Raw genomic sequence first — 14,843 nt, forward strand, 5'->3', positions numbered from 1 at the left:
CATATCGAAAAATCAACTAGCTGGAGTAAGTTTTATCGCGATAATAAACTTCCTTCTACTCAAACGTATTTGGCTATCTTTGGTACGTGGGATAATTTAAGAAAAGAATTAAATTTGGACGTAAAAAAGAAAAAGGATATTATATCTAAAAATGAGATAGAGGCTATTTTAAAAATACATGGGAAAGAGTTTAAATCACGCAAACAATGGGATGAATATGCACATGAGCATAAATTGCCGACTTATAAGACTATTTTAAAGCATTTTACTTATGAAGAAATTCTAGACTTCGCAGGGAAACCAAAGAAACGAAATTTCTCCAAAGAAGAATTGATAAGTTTGGCTCTTGAACATAGAGAGTCTTTTATCGGTTTGTCTATGACTAAATGGGATGAATATGCTAAAGAAAATCAATTACCTACTGCAAGACAATATAATTGGTTATTCGGAAGTTGGAGTATAGCCAAGCAGGAAATAAGAAAACAGGCACAAAAAAAGAGTGATAGGTAGCATTTGCTATGTATCACTCTTTTTCAATTTGTTTAATAATATCCCATGAAGAGGTGGTAATAACTAGTATTTCATCATGTGCATGATCTGAGTGCGCTTCTTCTGTAGATTCTAATGAGATTGTAATTGGGCTAGACTTGCCATCTTCATATTCGAATTCTAATTCTACTTCATTTGTTTCCCCACCAAAAGCTCCCTTCTTTTGTTTGAAATTAACACCAGATATTGTATTGTTTCTAGATATGCGATTAATGATATCTATTGCTACTTCTTGCTTATCAACTTTATCGACTTTGAATAAGTCACTGGATATGATTTCTGTTTTGAAAGTAGACATAAATAAACCTACATCTTGCTTTAGAATACCGGTAATAAAGTAGTTAACAACGTCTCTTTGAGGAGAAACGTCGTTAACTTTTTCTGTATGTGGCTCAATGAATCCTACATCTATATCTTCTTTTTGTTCTGTAGCCCATTCTAATGTCTTTTCTGTATATTCTTTATCGGACTCGATTTGGGCAGCTACTTGTTCTTGAGTCTGCTTTAAATCCATCGGTGCTAATTTATTTGAAGGAAGGAAAATAAGGTAGAGGACACATAAGAGTGCTAATGTGCCCCCAATCATCATTAGAATTTTTTTTATTGTCATTGTTGGACTTCCTTATTAGCTTGAGCTGCTAACTCTTCCCTTAGTATTTTCCACTGATTTGCGATATTGGCTTGCTCCTGTTTTATAGCTAAGTATTCTTGTCGTAAACTATCCTTATCAATGGTAGTTTCATCAGCTTTGTTAGCTGCATCTACTGATGTTAAGAGTAATTGATGAGAACGGTTGACTAGTGCTATAAGTGTTTGATGAGTTTCAAAAAGGTCAGGTTCTATATCTAAGGCCTCTACTTTTGTGACAAGCTCATTTGACTTACCAATACTCTCAGTCATAATCTTTGCAAATTGGCTATTGCTAGTACTATTTGTATAGAGCCCATCTAAAGCATTATTATAGTTTAATAGAATATCGGTCATTTCTGTTATATAACCTTGTAAAGATTCATCATATTTAACCAGATAATCTACATTCTCTTCTGTTACTTTAACATTTGCTTTACTGTTAGAAGAACATCCCGTTAGGATGCTAACAAAGCATATAAGTAAAACCAAAAGTTTTTTCATAATTCACGAATCTCCTTATCATAAATTACACATACACCAATAGGGTTTATTTAAAGTTTATTAGTAGGGCTGGATCTACACTGTTTGTTTTCGAGATGTTCCAACTCGGTTGGTGTACCTCGAAATGCAAATGGGGACCAGTTACATTCCCTGTACCACCCATATAGCCGAGGAATTGTCCTTGTTTTACTTTAGCACCTGCTGCTACAGCTCTATTTTGCATATGTGCATAAACTGTTTCATATTCTTTCCCATCAATTTTATGTTTAATGAAAACAACGTTCCCATAGGATGATGATAGGTAGGATCTTGAAACTGTACCGTCAGCAGCTGCGTATATTTTTACATTGCTTCTGCCTCCAAGACCAATATCAATCCCTTGGTGCTTCGTACCCCATCGAGCACCATAACCAGAAGTTACGGTACCAGTAGTTGGTTTAATAAAACTACCAGGTTTTAATGTAGGAGAACCTTCACTTCCACCTTCATATGTAGCTGATGTTTTGAATTTTTCAGATAAAGCTAAAATATCGTTAATATACCATTCTGCATGGTTATAATGCCAAATAGCATTTCTTTTATCTGTAGAATATCCATTGCTTGCTAAGTAATTTGCAGCAGTATAAACTGCATCCGTTACATTATAAGGATCAGCTTTTCCGTCACCATCACCATCGACACCAAGTCCACCGCCTGTTTTAATTACACTAAGGCTAGTAATATCTAAGCTGGAAGATACTAATCCACCACCGATATCATAGCTCCATCCTACCCATGTTGCTGGGAGGAACTGCATCTGACCAACTGCCCCGGCGTAAGATACCATGGGTTTGATTGTTCCAAACATACTTTCTTTGGAATGTATGGCTGCTAGCGTATACCAATGAACCCCATACTTCTTTTCAGCTGCTAAATAAATTGGCATATATTGAGCGGGAACTCCGGCACCTGGTATAACCGTTCCGTCATAGCTAATATCATCATATCCATAAACCCCACCATTTTGACTTAGCCAATCCGTATAATTAATAGAACCACCCATAAAACTATAGTTTGCTTCTATTAATTTCTTATCATCTAATCCTAACCCCAAAGAATTTAAAATCGCATCAAAGTTAGCGTAATCTTGCGTAACATTTTGGGTAGAAGTAAAGTATTGATTTCTCGTTTTGGTAATGGTCTTCACTTCAATTACTTTGTCGACCATAATGGTTTTCTTCTTTTTAAGGTAAACAGTTACGTAACCTGCAGTATCTACTTTTTGATTTTGCTGTCTTACCTGTTCTTTTAGAAGGTCCTTCCAACTTTTACTTTTTGAATTAAAGTAAGGATAATTTTTGTCCGTAATATCTGCTATTGAAGGGGGAACCTTCAGTGTTTCCATATACTCTACTTCTTTTGGTACTTGGATGGTTTTGTGAGTAATGACTTCTTTTGATTTCCAATCCGAAGTATGAGCTTTATAATTAAAGATAGTGGACCCGTTCCAATATTGAACAGACTCTAATTTGCTGACTTCATTTTTCGTGTGCTCTACCTCGCCTTCTTTTACCTTCTTTCCATCTTCATAGACGATAACTTGTTTTTCTTTCCATTCATCATAATTTCCATATTCAAACTCTGGAGCTAATTCGGTTGCTATTTTTTTAATAATTTCTTTAATGCTCTCTAAATCTGAATCTTTATCATCGAACACATCGAGCATAATAGTGGATGCTATCAATCCTTCTGGAACTCGATAAGGTTTTTCAATAGGATTATTCATATCAACCGTAGCCTCTGATTGTTCCACAATATATTCGTGAATGGCTTTATCGTCACCTTCTAAGTCATCACCACTTGCCCAAAAGAAAGACATAGCTAAAGAAACAAGGAGCGCTAAGATTACGGAAATACCGACTACGAGTAGAGTAGGAACTCCCACTGTACCTATGAGCCAAGCTAACATTTTTGCTAAAACCTTTTTTAATACTTTTAATGCGAGTTTAATAGCCTTTTTCGCTATTTTACCAGCTTGTTTTTTAAACTTATTTTTGAAAGGTTTAGCGATTTTACCCGCTAAACCTTTCAAATTATCGGTCATTTTCTCACTAATGGAATCAGTAGTATTTTTTTGATGCCCTTGATTTTGTGCCATACTACTAACCCCTTAATGAGCCAGTAAATGCTTTATTTCGATACTGCTCAGCTTGTTTTCTCATCATGTTACGTTTATTTGGTGGCTCAAAGTTCATAAGATCATTTGGTTTAAGTGAAGTGGTAAAAGAAATTGATTGATTATCTACATTTTTATAAGTTGTCGGTACTAACTTTCTATTTTTCACTTCACAATTTGCAGTTACTACCTCATTTACTGTTAAACGAGCATCTCCACTACCATATGGACTGATTCGATAGTCTTGTCCATTTTTTTGGCCAACCATATAGCTTCTATTTCTATCAATCACCATTCGAATGTGGTCCATTTCAGCCACAGCATTTTTAACGAAATACTGACCACTATCAACTTGTTGGTTGTAACTTTGAACTTCTTTTATTACTCTCGGATTTTTTGGAGTATTTCTGTTTGCTACTAATTTATTTGGATTAACATTTATAGGTGGTGCAGAAACCTTTGAACCGCCACTATCATATTGATAAGAGTTGGAGGTCGGCATTAATTTACCGTTCTGTACAGTAAGGTCTTGATAAACAGTTTGTCCTTTCCTTAACCCAGAATGACCTGAAGCCAATCTAGAAACAGCTTGTGTTTGCCCAGTTTTGTCTCTAACTTGAAGTACAGTCTCCCCGTTTGTTGTTACCATTTGAATAGCTCCATCTGCAATGGTTTGTTGCCCATCTGGACCCAGCACCGTTTGAGCTAAATGTGAGATATCAGATATTTCACTAGTTTGTTTTTGGACTGCGTTATTATAGGGATTGAAACCTTGTAAGCCGAATGCCTTCATATTACGATTATTAGAAGCTGCGTAATTTGCACCTTTTTGATAACCAGCAACGCCTCCTACCATTCCAGAGGCGTAGGCAATGACATTTTTGAAACCTGCTTGTTTTCCTTCTACATTGTCAGCAATATGATTCTTCGCCACGTTAAAACCAGTTTTTGCTCCTTGAGTAACAGCTTGTACAGTAGCAGAACTAACTCTCTGAACAGGATTTGATCCTGATACGCTTTGTAAATTAGTTAGTTCTGTTTTTAAAGTGTTACCAAATTTAACCCCACCTGCCTTAATACCTTGTCCAAACTTAGTATCTGCGATGAAGTCACTAACACCTTTAATTGCAGTAACACCGGAGAGATTAGCAGCGCCTACAATTGCTCCAGTACCAGCTCCAACACCAACGGCTGTGGCCATTCTACCTATTTTATTTTGTATTATTTTGTTATCAAGCGGTATACTTCTTGGTAAAGCCTGTCTTGCATTTTCATAAACTGACTGTGCTTTGCCACTATTAAATTTGGCTACTGCCTGTTCTTTAGGAAGACTACTATTGTTAACATAAGCATTTCTAGCCTCATTAACCTTTACGCCAGCTAGTTGATCTCGTAAGTAAGGAGTATTTACCTCTTTTCCAGAATATAAGGAAGTACCTTTGACTGCAGATGTAGCATTGTTGACAGAACCAACGGAACTAATACTATTATTGGATAAAGATTTTTCCTTATTAGGAGTTATTCCACTCATCGATTCTACTATTTGATTAGATAACTTTTGCATATCAGGACTTTCTTGTGATAAGCCTAATTCACTTCCGACTTCAACTGCTATCTGCTGCCCAATACTAGAAGAACTTCCTGCACCCGAAGCAACTGATTTACTACCTCTTTTTAATATTTTTGCTATCTTTTTCTGCTGTAGGCCTTTGTAGTTCTTCCATGCAGATTGTTTATTGTCCTCATGCGCTTGCTTTTGTTCAACAGTAGCATTAGTTGGAAGTGGAGTGTTTTTATCATATTGTTTCATGAAACTATCTCTAGATATCGGAGACCACTCTTTGGCTAGCTTACTGCTAACTTCATTGGCTTTGTCAGAAGAAAATCCGCCAGATAATTTATCAGCAAGGTTTTCATTAAAGCCTGCTATACTTATATATGAAAGCCCGTGTGATGCACCATTTCCCATATCGCTAGCTACTTCTTGAGCAGCAGATTCAATCTCCATTTGTTTTGCGTTGACTGCTTGATTCCAAGCAGAGGCTCGCTTGTTATTATGGTCTTGTTTCTGCTTAGCAGTTGCATTAGTAGGTAATTTATTCTGTTTATCAAATTTATTGTCAAAGTCTTTCTTGTTATCCTTAGCCCACTTTTTCGTTAAGTTGGCGGAGGATTGTTTAATTAAATCAGAAGCTTTTGCGTTTTTCCCTTCATTACCTTTGATACCAGCAATGTTATTGCGTGCTTCATTAAGGAAATAGTCTTTTTTTGCAGCTTTGGCATCATTCCAGGCAGCTTCTACACTAGATTCATGAGCGTCAGGAAATCTTTCTTTAAAATCTGCTTTAAAGTCTTCTTCATTATCCTTAGCCCAATCAGAAGTGAGGCTGTCAGCGACAGAATTTGCTGTTTTTTCATCTGCTTTAGACTCGGCTTTCATGATGCCTTTCCCTTTATTCCAGCCTGCTTTAGCACCCTTCTTCACTTGGTTTCCTAATAATTGAGCGGCTCCAGTCCCTGCTCGTCCAGCCAGTCCGCCAATAACTCCACCAGCATTAAAACCTACCGTAGAACCTACCATTGCACCCATTGGTCCCATAGGAGAACCAATTAAAGTTCCAGCGGCACCAAAGACTGCCTTTCCTCCTCTTGAAAGAATCTCTCCACCTTTTAACATTTTCTCTGCTTTAGGCGTAGTACCAGTATCTGTACCTGTATTGCCTCCAAGGGTACTCTTTATATCACTCGTTCCAGTTCCTTCATCCTCTTTTTCTGAATCGGATTTATCTCCGGATTTCTGTGAATTTCCTTTACCACCGCGAAGCTTTTTCAAGGCATCACCAACAGATACTCCATCCATGGCACCTTTCGCAGCACCATACATTCCCATTAAGGCAGATCCACCCATCATGGCTGCTGTTTTTGATAACCTATCATTCATTTGTCCGCCAAGCCCTAGGAGAGCACGAACTGATTCTGTGACAGGGATAAATACCATCATCAAAATGACTCCCTCTACCCCATTTGTTGTAGTCGTCATTTTACTCATAATGTAATAACAAGCCGCATGAACAGATTGAACAAAAACAGTTCCAATTAATTCTTTGGCCCAACCAATCGTCATACCTCGTGTCTTAGGTATTAAGTAAAGTGCTAACATTAATGGACCTAAAATCAATAACAACATAAGCGTAAATTTTCTCATGGTATAGTAAAAATATGCCCATACTCCAAGACCAATCTTGATTAACTGAATTGCCAGCATACCAAGTACCCCATTGCTAGCTGTGATTTCTACAGTATCCTTTAGATTCAATAAATCACTTTCACTATTAAATAGATTGACAATACTTTGGTTAGTTAAAAATAATAAGCTGTAAATGGTATAGATATTAGCAAATAACAAAGCAACTATTGTTAATTCCTTAAAGTAATCTAGTATAAAGTTTCTATTTGCTGGATTAATTCCAGAAGTGGAAATTTTCATACCTGCAATGACAATACTAATTAATATGACGCACACAGCGACGGCAATGAACATGTTCATTCCTGGTACGTATACATTTGTAATCTCTTTTTCGGTAAAGGTTAAGAACGCTAAGTCCTCGTCCCCGCCATAAATAAGGTTATGTAATGTCGGTATCTTCTTAAATGGTTCAGCGAACATATCACCCATTTTTGCAAACAGGTCGGCCATTATTTCGGAAAGTTTATTCATCATAATAATTCATCCCTCCCGACCTAATATGTTTGCAGGTGCTTTTTATTCATATTCTCTTCATATACAGCTTGGTTAGATTCAATAAAGAATAACTCTTGTTCACTAGGGTTCGTTTGCAACCATACAGATGATTTACCAACCCGTAAAATGCCTTCCCCTTTATCAGGGTTTCCAAAGAGGATATCACGTTCACCTGCAGATAAATCAAAGTTTTCTTTAATATGCTTAAGATCGAGTTTACTTTGTTTTAAGAAAAGATAAGCATATGTGTTTTGCAGTATCCCTCTTGCTTTATCATTGATAACAAAGCGGACAAAGTCCTGACTAGCTAAGCGTAAGCCAGCATTCCGCTTTCTCGAACGTCTAGCCATTTTCTCTAAGAAATCAACTGTTTGCTCGGAACTTAAAAGTGTCCATGCTTCATCGGCATATACAAATTTCTTTTTCGTGGCATTATCCAAGTTTTTAACAAAATGTTCCCATAAGTAATTCAAGATAACGTGATAAGCTATTGGGCGTAAAAAGCCTTCTTCCATAGAACTAATATTGAAGTTAACTAGTCTTGCGGAATCAAGCGTTTGTGTTACCCCTCTGCCAAGAAAAGTTTGCCCATCAAATATCGGTTTAGATCCTGTTCTTAAAAATGGTTTGATAGCAGCAATTAACCGCTGTACTCTAGGTTCATCTATATACTTCTCTAACAAATAGTTATTAATATCAGAAATAGTTGGTTCAGGTTTTCTGACTTTTGATTGAATTAATTGATTTTCTACTTTCACTACTTCGTCTTTAAACAAAGAGCTAGGGTGGGAAGTATATTCAAATTGCTCTAGTAAAACATATTGAATGGCTTCTTCCAGAAAGTTACGTTCAAAGACATTAAGACCTTCATCTTCTGAGTTTTTTCCACGACAGATAATATCAAAGAAATCAATGATGTCATTAGTTTTCTCTCGTAATGGAACGAAGCGAATGTATTTTTTACCTTCTTTTTCAACAAGCTCTTTTTCATCTGACTCTTCTAGGTATTCAAGTTCTTCATCCCCATCTTCTAGCGGAATATCAGTAAAGTTAATAGCTAGTGGATTGATACAGATATCTTCTTCTTCACTAATGTTTAAATTAATACCACCAAGACGCTTAGTTAATTTTACAAATTCACCTTCAGGGTCTATCAATCTACTATAAATATTTGCTCCAGTTAATTCCCTTGCAATTAAGAGTTTAAGAGATACGGATTTACCTGAACCAGATGTACCAACAATAAACATGTTGTAGTTATCCGGTCTGAACTCTTCATTTCCGAAGCTATTGATAAACTCTAATTGGCCCGTTATTTTATTGATTCCAAGTGGAACGCCACCTACGTATTTGCCGCTTCCGCTAATAAATGGAGCAAATGTCGATAATGCTCGGCGATCAATGTTCCGTAATGAATCAGGAATTTCATTTTTTCCAAAAGGTAAGACACTTCTAAAGCCTTTTTTAACTCTTCCCCAAGTAGATGTTAGAGAAAAGAAGCTACTGCTCATTTCATCTTCTAAAGTTTCACTAAAATAGTTAAGTTCTTTTTCACTTTGACCATATAAGATACCAAGTGTCCCGACATTAAAGATGTCATTTTCACTAAATTGAATTTCAGACATGAGTGTATCGGTATCTTGAATTTTTGAGGTCAAGTCGTTGATTTGGTCAATGTTTCCCCTTTTGGTTTGGAACGATAAGTTAGACTCTAACATGGTAATTTGTCTCTGTAACATTCTAATCGCATCAGACTTACCAACTTTATTGATGTCCAAAAAGAGATCCATCTCTCCACTAGAAGCAAGATTATTTAACCAGTTTGTTTGCATTTTGCGCGGATATCCATCTCTTGGGATATAAACCGGTCTAAAATAAGTTTGAGTACCTAGAGAAGTTTTTATAATTCCATAATCCTCTGCATTTATTTTAAAACCATCAGGAGATATGATTTCCCACATTGTTGGTTTAGTGTCCATTTGAAAATCTATTTCCTCATTTAACTGCTGTTTTGTCTTTGAACTCTTTTTCTTAGGCAGTTTCTCTTTCGGTAGTTGTTTCTCTTTTTCTTTCCATTTCAGCTTCATGTTGCTCAATTGCCTCCTTTACCAGTTCAATTCGGTCATCCGACTGCTCGGCTGTTATATATAGGGCGTTTTTTTCTTGGTCTACAAGGTCTTTAAAACGATGTTTTAATGCTTTTCTTCTATTAAATGTGTAATAGAGTAATTCGTATATTCCTTCTGTTGGAAGTAGGTTTACTGTGATATCTGCTTTTCTAAGCTGATTCCTAGCAGAGGATAATCTTCTCATTAACTCCGCAAAAGCCTTTTCCATTATTTTTTTATCTAACTCTTCTTCCGAGTCAGCTGTAATATCAGCCGCCTTAATTTTATGAGTGAATATTAGATATCTCTTTGTTTCGTATCGTGGTGTATCTCTTTGCCAAGTTAAAATGTCATCAATCATCGCTTGTCCATAACTTAAAGCAGCTTCATTTAAATCATCAGAATCCTTCATAGCTTTTGCCATTAATTCAATGGGTTCGGATACATCAATGAATCGATTTTGCAGATAAATTCCTACTGGGAAGTTTAATGTTGCTGTCCAACTTTCCACCGTAATGTCGATTGCTTCCTGTTCATCTTGGCTTCTTAAAAAGTAGTTAACAGGGTCAACTTCTGCAATCATGGTAAAGGAATTATCGTGATACCTAATCATGTGAGTTGTTATATCCCTTACATCACTGAACAGTTCTTCAAAAATGTTAGGTTCCTGTTCAATTTCCACCTCATGTTTCTTTTTTTTCTTGTTATTATTTTTACTATTTGTATTTAGTTGAACGTTGGTATGCTTTTTTTCTTTCCATGGTAGAATGGGTTGCTTTTCTGCAATTCGAAAGAATATCCAACCACCAACAACGATAGCTGCCATAAGTAGCAGTGTGCTCATTATTTATTCACCATCCAATCTTTCGGCTTTGTACCTCTTCTCCAAATTCCAATTTGGTTTTTATAACCTAACTTAATAAGGAAATATTGATCATAATTGAGGTGTAGTTTGCTTTTCTTTAGAAATCCAAAAATGAAGATAATTACTGCTAGAGGAACGACGGAAATTACACAAGCTATGACCCCTGCAATAATACTTGGAAACAATTTGAAAACGGAGGGGATATAGGCGTACGCAACAGCCCCGCCAGAAATTAGATATATAAGTTGTCTAGTCGAAATTATTCCTAGAATAGATTTTTGTTCGCTACTCATATCAATTGGCACAGTCACTTTTCTCAATTTCTATTCTCCTTTATAAAGGCACCCCTCTATACCGTTCATAGAGGGGTTAAAATTTTTGCTTAATATGTATGTTATTAAGCTCCGAATCCTGCAAAATAACCCGCGATTGTTTTAGCTTTAACAATTACGAATACACCGACACCAGCCATTACTAGTCCAATAATTCCTTGTGTACGTGCTTGTGGGTTACCACCTTGAGCTGCAGACAACTTCATACCTGAAAAGATTAGGCAACCTAATGCCCAGAATCCACCAACAGCTGTAATTAGATAAATGACATTGTTTAAATCATCAAAGATCTTTGAGTTTTGAGCATTTCCTTGAGGACTAATCCCCGCTTTTTTCCAAGCTGCTAAAGCATTTTCTGGGACGGCAGTAAATAAATAAACCATGAATGCTGCGGTTAAATAATATGGAATATCCTTAACCATTTTTGCTTTCTTAATTGCTAAATTCATATTTTTCCTCCTAGAAGATTTAATATAAAAAACAAACAAAAAAAACCCCGAAAATCTATGGGTATATACATACGTGAATATGTACTACTCATAGATTCTCGGGGTTTTCCCGTTAGTTCTTTATTTGTATCTTTATCATAATAAAAAAGGATTAGGTGGTCAAGCCATTTTTTAGGACAATAACCTATATACCATTATTAGATAAAAAAGGGCTCAATATTGAGTCCCTTTAAAAACATTTTATCCTATTATTTGTTCCATGCTTCATTAATGATTTCACATGCCTTATATGGAGATAAGGAATCTTTACTAGGTTTCCAATCTATACTTGAAACAACTCTATCTAAATATAAAAGAGTTTCAATCCTGCTAGTTTCATATTCACCAGAACTATGAGCATTAACACATTCAAATTCTTCTGTAACTTTATTCTTCATGATATCCACCCCTCTACAAAACTGTAACTGATAAATAAACCACCATATTATAGTGGCATTAAAATATATTGTACTTTAGAAGCTAAATTGTAAAAATCATTTAACATGCTAAGGAAATCTTCATCTGCATGAATTGCCTTATGTATATCTTTTGGTATACGAATATAATCATTGGTTTTTAAATTTAATAGGGAATCTTGATTATACTCAAAAAGTAAAGGATAAATAGTGAAATCCTTTACATTTGCAGTGACTAACACACTTTCAAGCAAATACGCTGTTAAAAGTATACGTGCATCTGAAGTACCCGGGTAATTTGCTTTGAAGTCTTGTTTTAAATCGTACTTTGCCTTAATATATGAAGACATTTTTCGAATTAAATGCTCAATTTCAACTAAATGATTTGATTCAAGTTCTATTGTTTCACATAAAGTTAATAGTTTTTGAATTCTTCTGTTTTGGCTTGGTGACAAATTAAAAGATTGTACCTCCAGTTCCCTTACTACTTCTGCAGGTACATATATACTTACATCATCATTTTCAACTGCCATTTTCATGTGTTTCCAAAATAGCCGAGCTGCTTTTTCTAATTCTTGGTCACCTGGATTACTTTCATGTCGAAGCACGTTTGTATCAACTGTAAACTCTTTTTCTTGCTCAACAAATTTAATTTCCGTTAAATCTTTTTCTGACATTAGCTCCCCACTTTCCCCAGCCTTTTCTACAATGATCCGTTATTTTCATTCATAAACTCTGCTAGTTCTTTTGTTTTTTCTCTTGTAGATTTTTTCCGTTCAATATAATCATTCCAACCTGGGTAATGCATCAGTTCAGAAGCTTTTATTTTCCATCTACCACTACCTGGCATGGATTGTTGTGCATTAAGCTTTCCTTCCGCACAATATTTACGAATCATTTGAGGACTAACCCCAATTATTCTTGCGGCGTCTGCAACTTTTATATACTCAGGAACTTTTACTTGTTTTTGTTGAATTGCAGCATAAACCATTTCTCTCTCTTCCTCAGACATACCGTTGAAGATTGATTCTTTTTTTCGTTCCAATTCTTCATGTAGTTTATGCAGTTTTAGATATGCTCTAGAATCAGCTGTTTTCACATGTTCTTCTTCAAAAGGACTAAGTTCTACATCATCGAATAGCATAGACATTTTGTATTCCTCCATTCTAACCATCACCTTACTTTCCTCTATTATAACACCAATTTTAGCAAAAAACGAAAGAAACGAAAGAAACGAAAGAAACGAAACTAATGTGTTATTATTATATTCCTTTATACAAAATAAGATACATATGACAAATATAATTTTGCTAGAAATAGGTTTTCTAAGGAAGTAGACGTAAATGGCGAGAAATAACTCACAGAATAAAAAGGAGCTTACAATAATACTTAAGCTCCATCTCTCCATATTTAAAACATTTTCTTAATATGAGGTAAACGATGGGATAAAAATAAATCATCTATCCCTTTTCCCTCATCAGCATTCCATATTATTAAATTTGCTCTAAATCCATCAATTTTTAATTGCTTAGCACATTCCATTAAATGTTGTCTTACTTGGGGGTTAGATACAGCATCCGCATCAAAACAGATATTAACAGTATCTACACCCATTTTTTTTAATACAGGAATAGCTAATCTCCATGCTCCAACTCCAGGTAATGCAACAAAAGTTGTTCCAATATCCTTTAATTCCAATGGGTCATACAGTCTTTCCATACAATCTACTGCAATGTCACATTTTAATGGTCCTTCTCCTAACCAAACTGTCTTTGCTTTATGAAGAGTGCCTGGCTCCCAATTCATGAGTTGCGATGTTGGCACAGCAATATGTAGTGGTGCCGGATTTCCTGAACCAGTACCATTTTCCTTGTTTGCTGAGCTTAGCCAGAAGTAACGATTTCCTTTCACTACTCTAACCCAACCAAGTATTTCATTATTATGAGAAATGGAAGTCCATTCTTTCGAAACTGGAATTTCAAGTTCAGAAATAATTTCACCTTGATTAGTTACTTGCACAGTATTTGGTTGAGAAAGAACCTTTGCCTTTAAATTAGTACCATTTGCTTTTACTTCAACCACATTAGGAGGATTATCAATTCTATATTGAAAACCGACAATTTGGTTATAGTGATTTCGAAAAGGAATTAATATTCCCTTCATTCCAGCTATAGTCCAAAAGTTTTTATATTGATAAAATCCGGGAATACCCGCAAAGTTCTCAGTACCAGTAAGTTCTGTTATTTGTTTTACCACATTCCATGGTTTTTCAGGAAAGCTGCGATAATTTCTAATGATTACTTGTTTATCGGAAAGTTGTCTTTCTTCAGATATTAAATGATCATAATGATTATCGTCTAGTTCTAAGGATTCTAAGAAAGCTTGATAAACTGTATCTAATATTACAGCTTCTTTCTTTTCGTTTCCTTGTATAAACTCAGCTACCTCATCGTTATTAATTTTTCTTCTTGCTTTACCTTTTAAGAAGTGTAAATAACTAGGTAAAGCAGAGTTTTTGGAGAAATACTTTTCACTAGCAACTCTTATACAAGCTACTACCTCTCCATTTTTATGCCCCATACATCCACCTGTATGTCCACAGATAGGACACGGAGTACGGTAGTACTCATACCAATCTTGTAATCTTGTTTTCCTCATTAATTTAACCAATTAGGCACACTCCTCATTTAGTAGTTTTATTTAAATACAGTCTCTAAATCTACTTTGATCAATAGGCGGCATCACTGTCACTATTTTGTAGTGATAGGGCATCGTTTTAGCTATAACTACTACTATAGGATTATTGTCTCTATCCTTGCCTAGTATAGAAATTTTGTTGTAACTTTGAATTTCGTTTATGCTACCTGTAAAAATACCACTCACTATATCACCCTTTGAGTACCCTCTTTTTACTAAACGTTGTTTCGTATGATTTCCTATCTTTATAACGCCTTTTCCTGTCATTAACACCTTTTTGATTTCTTTTAAGTTCATTACTTTCACCCCCGTTTTAGTCATAAAAAAAACGGACTTTGGGTAGTTATGTTGGTCAAAAAA

Annotated in this window: 14 protein-coding genes; 1 reads left to right on the forward strand and 13 read right to left on the reverse strand. The window is 35.5% G+C overall.

Annotation, left to right across the window (positions count from 1 at the left end; translation table 11 throughout):
* The first annotated feature begins 69 nt into the window (after window positions 1–69).
* A complete protein-coding gene (locus tag MKX82_RS28940) occupies window positions 70–510 on the forward strand; it encodes a hypothetical protein (RefSeq protein WP_341082156.1) in 441 nt (146 codons plus the stop codon).
* Between the two features lie 13 nt (window positions 511–523).
* Here the strand turns inward: MKX82_RS28940 and MKX82_RS28945 are convergent, their stop codons facing one another.
* The 13 genes from MKX82_RS28945 to MKX82_RS29005 form a co-directional block, all read right to left on the reverse strand.
* Window positions 524–1,159: a hypothetical protein gene (locus MKX82_RS28945; RefSeq protein ID WP_341082158.1), complete on the reverse strand. Its 636-nt coding sequence runs from the start codon at window positions 1,157–1,159 to the stop codon at window positions 524–526.
* Window positions 1,156–1,680, reverse strand: coding sequence for a hypothetical protein (locus tag MKX82_RS28950; protein WP_341082160.1), 525 nt, complete (start codon window positions 1,678–1,680; stop codon window positions 1,156–1,158). Before MKX82_RS28950 ends, MKX82_RS28945 begins: the two co-directional genes overlap by 4 nt.
* A gap of 46 nt (window positions 1,681–1,726) precedes the next feature.
* Window positions 1,727–3,817, reverse strand: a complete 2,091-nt coding sequence (locus MKX82_RS28955; protein ID WP_341082161.1) for a peptidoglycan DD-metalloendopeptidase family protein — start codon at window positions 3,815–3,817, stop codon at window positions 1,727–1,729.
* A gap of 4 nt (window positions 3,818–3,821) precedes the next feature.
* Window positions 3,822–7,556, reverse strand: coding sequence for a type IV secretion system protein (locus tag MKX82_RS28960; RefSeq protein ID WP_341082163.1), 3,735 nt, complete (start codon window positions 7,554–7,556; stop codon window positions 3,822–3,824).
* A gap of 20 nt (window positions 7,557–7,576) precedes the next feature.
* Entirely contained in the window at window positions 7,577–9,664 is a 2,088-nt protein-coding gene (locus MKX82_RS28965) for a VirB4 family type IV secretion system protein (protein WP_341082165.1), read from the reverse strand.
* Window positions 9,609–10,511 (reverse strand): hypothetical protein, encoded by a 903-nt coding sequence (locus MKX82_RS28970; protein ID WP_341082167.1) that lies wholly within the window; start codon window positions 10,509–10,511, stop codon window positions 9,609–9,611. The genes MKX82_RS28965 and MKX82_RS28970 overlap by 56 nt, the downstream gene beginning before the upstream one ends.
* Window positions 10,512–10,528: 17 nt before the next feature.
* Window positions 10,529–10,861, reverse strand: a complete 333-nt coding sequence (locus MKX82_RS28975; protein ID WP_242458203.1) for a PrgI family mobile element protein — start codon at window positions 10,859–10,861, stop codon at window positions 10,529–10,531.
* Window positions 10,862–10,947: 86 nt separating this feature from the next.
* Complete coding sequence (locus tag MKX82_RS28980) at window positions 10,948–11,331, reverse strand: pilin (protein ID WP_192486560.1); 384 nt, start codon at window positions 11,329–11,331, stop codon at window positions 10,948–10,950.
* Window positions 11,332–11,579: 248 nt separating this feature from the next.
* Entirely contained in the window at window positions 11,580–11,768 is a 189-nt protein-coding gene (locus tag MKX82_RS28985; RefSeq protein WP_192486561.1) for a hypothetical protein, read from the reverse strand.
* 47 nt (window positions 11,769–11,815) lie between these two features.
* Complete coding sequence (locus MKX82_RS28990) at window positions 11,816–12,463, reverse strand: DUF4411 domain-containing protein (RefSeq protein WP_341082172.1); 648 nt, start codon at window positions 12,461–12,463, stop codon at window positions 11,816–11,818.
* Window positions 12,464–12,489: 26 nt separating this feature from the next.
* Window positions 12,490–12,951 (reverse strand): helix-turn-helix domain-containing protein, encoded by a 462-nt coding sequence (locus MKX82_RS28995; RefSeq protein WP_341082174.1) that lies wholly within the window; start codon window positions 12,949–12,951, stop codon window positions 12,490–12,492.
* Window positions 12,952–13,196: 245 nt separating this feature from the next.
* Window positions 13,197–14,456, reverse strand: coding sequence for a DUF3854 domain-containing protein (locus MKX82_RS29000; RefSeq protein ID WP_275009365.1), 1,260 nt, complete (start codon window positions 14,454–14,456; stop codon window positions 13,197–13,199).
* Between the two features lie 30 nt (window positions 14,457–14,486).
* Window positions 14,487–14,780: a DUF4258 domain-containing protein gene (locus tag MKX82_RS29005; RefSeq protein WP_275009366.1), complete on the reverse strand. Its 294-nt coding sequence runs from the start codon at window positions 14,778–14,780 to the stop codon at window positions 14,487–14,489.
* Window positions 14,781–14,843: the final 63 nt, after the last annotated feature.

Origin of the sequence: Niallia sp. FSL R7-0271, assembly GCF_038005785.1 — a bacterium.
GTDB lineage: Bacteria > Bacillota > Bacilli > Bacillales > Cytobacillaceae > Niallia.

What these genes read in the sequence shown, in the direction of transcription:
- MKX82_RS28945 (WP_341082158.1), bottom strand. Translation starts at nt 1,159, where the DNA reads ATGACAATAAAAAAAATTCTAATGATGATTGGGGGCACATTAGCACTC.
- MKX82_RS28965 (WP_341082165.1), bottom strand. Translation starts at nt 9,664, where the DNA reads ATGAAGCTGAAATGGAAAGAAAAAGAGAAACAACTACCGAAAGAGAAA.
- MKX82_RS28985 (WP_192486561.1), bottom strand. Translation starts at nt 11,768, where the DNA reads ATGAAGAATAAAGTTACAGAAGAATTTGAATGTGTTAATGCTCATAGT.
- MKX82_RS29005 (WP_275009366.1), bottom strand. Translation starts at nt 14,780, where the DNA reads ATGAACTTAAAAGAAATCAAAAAGGTGTTAATGACAGGAAAAGGCGTT.
- MKX82_RS28980 (WP_192486560.1), bottom strand. Translation starts at nt 11,331, where the DNA reads ATGAATTTAGCAATTAAGAAAGCAAAAATGGTTAAGGATATTCCATAT.
- MKX82_RS28995 (WP_341082174.1), bottom strand. Translation starts at nt 12,951, where the DNA reads ATGGAGGAATACAAAATGTCTATGCTATTCGATGATGTAGAACTTAGT.
- MKX82_RS28970 (WP_341082167.1), bottom strand. Translation starts at nt 10,511, where the DNA reads ATGGCAGCTATCGTTGTTGGTGGTTGGATATTCTTTCGAATTGCAGAA.
- MKX82_RS28950 (WP_341082160.1), bottom strand. Translation starts at nt 1,680, where the DNA reads ATGAAAAAACTTTTGGTTTTACTTATATGCTTTGTTAGCATCCTAACG.
- MKX82_RS28955 (WP_341082161.1), bottom strand. Translation starts at nt 3,817, where the DNA reads ATGGCACAAAATCAAGGGCATCAAAAAAATACTACTGATTCCATTAGT.
- MKX82_RS28960 (WP_341082163.1), bottom strand. Translation starts at nt 7,556, where the DNA reads ATGATGAATAAACTTTCCGAAATAATGGCCGACCTGTTTGCAAAAATG.
- MKX82_RS28990 (WP_341082172.1), bottom strand. Translation starts at nt 12,463, where the DNA reads ATGTCAGAAAAAGATTTAACGGAAATTAAATTTGTTGAGCAAGAAAAA.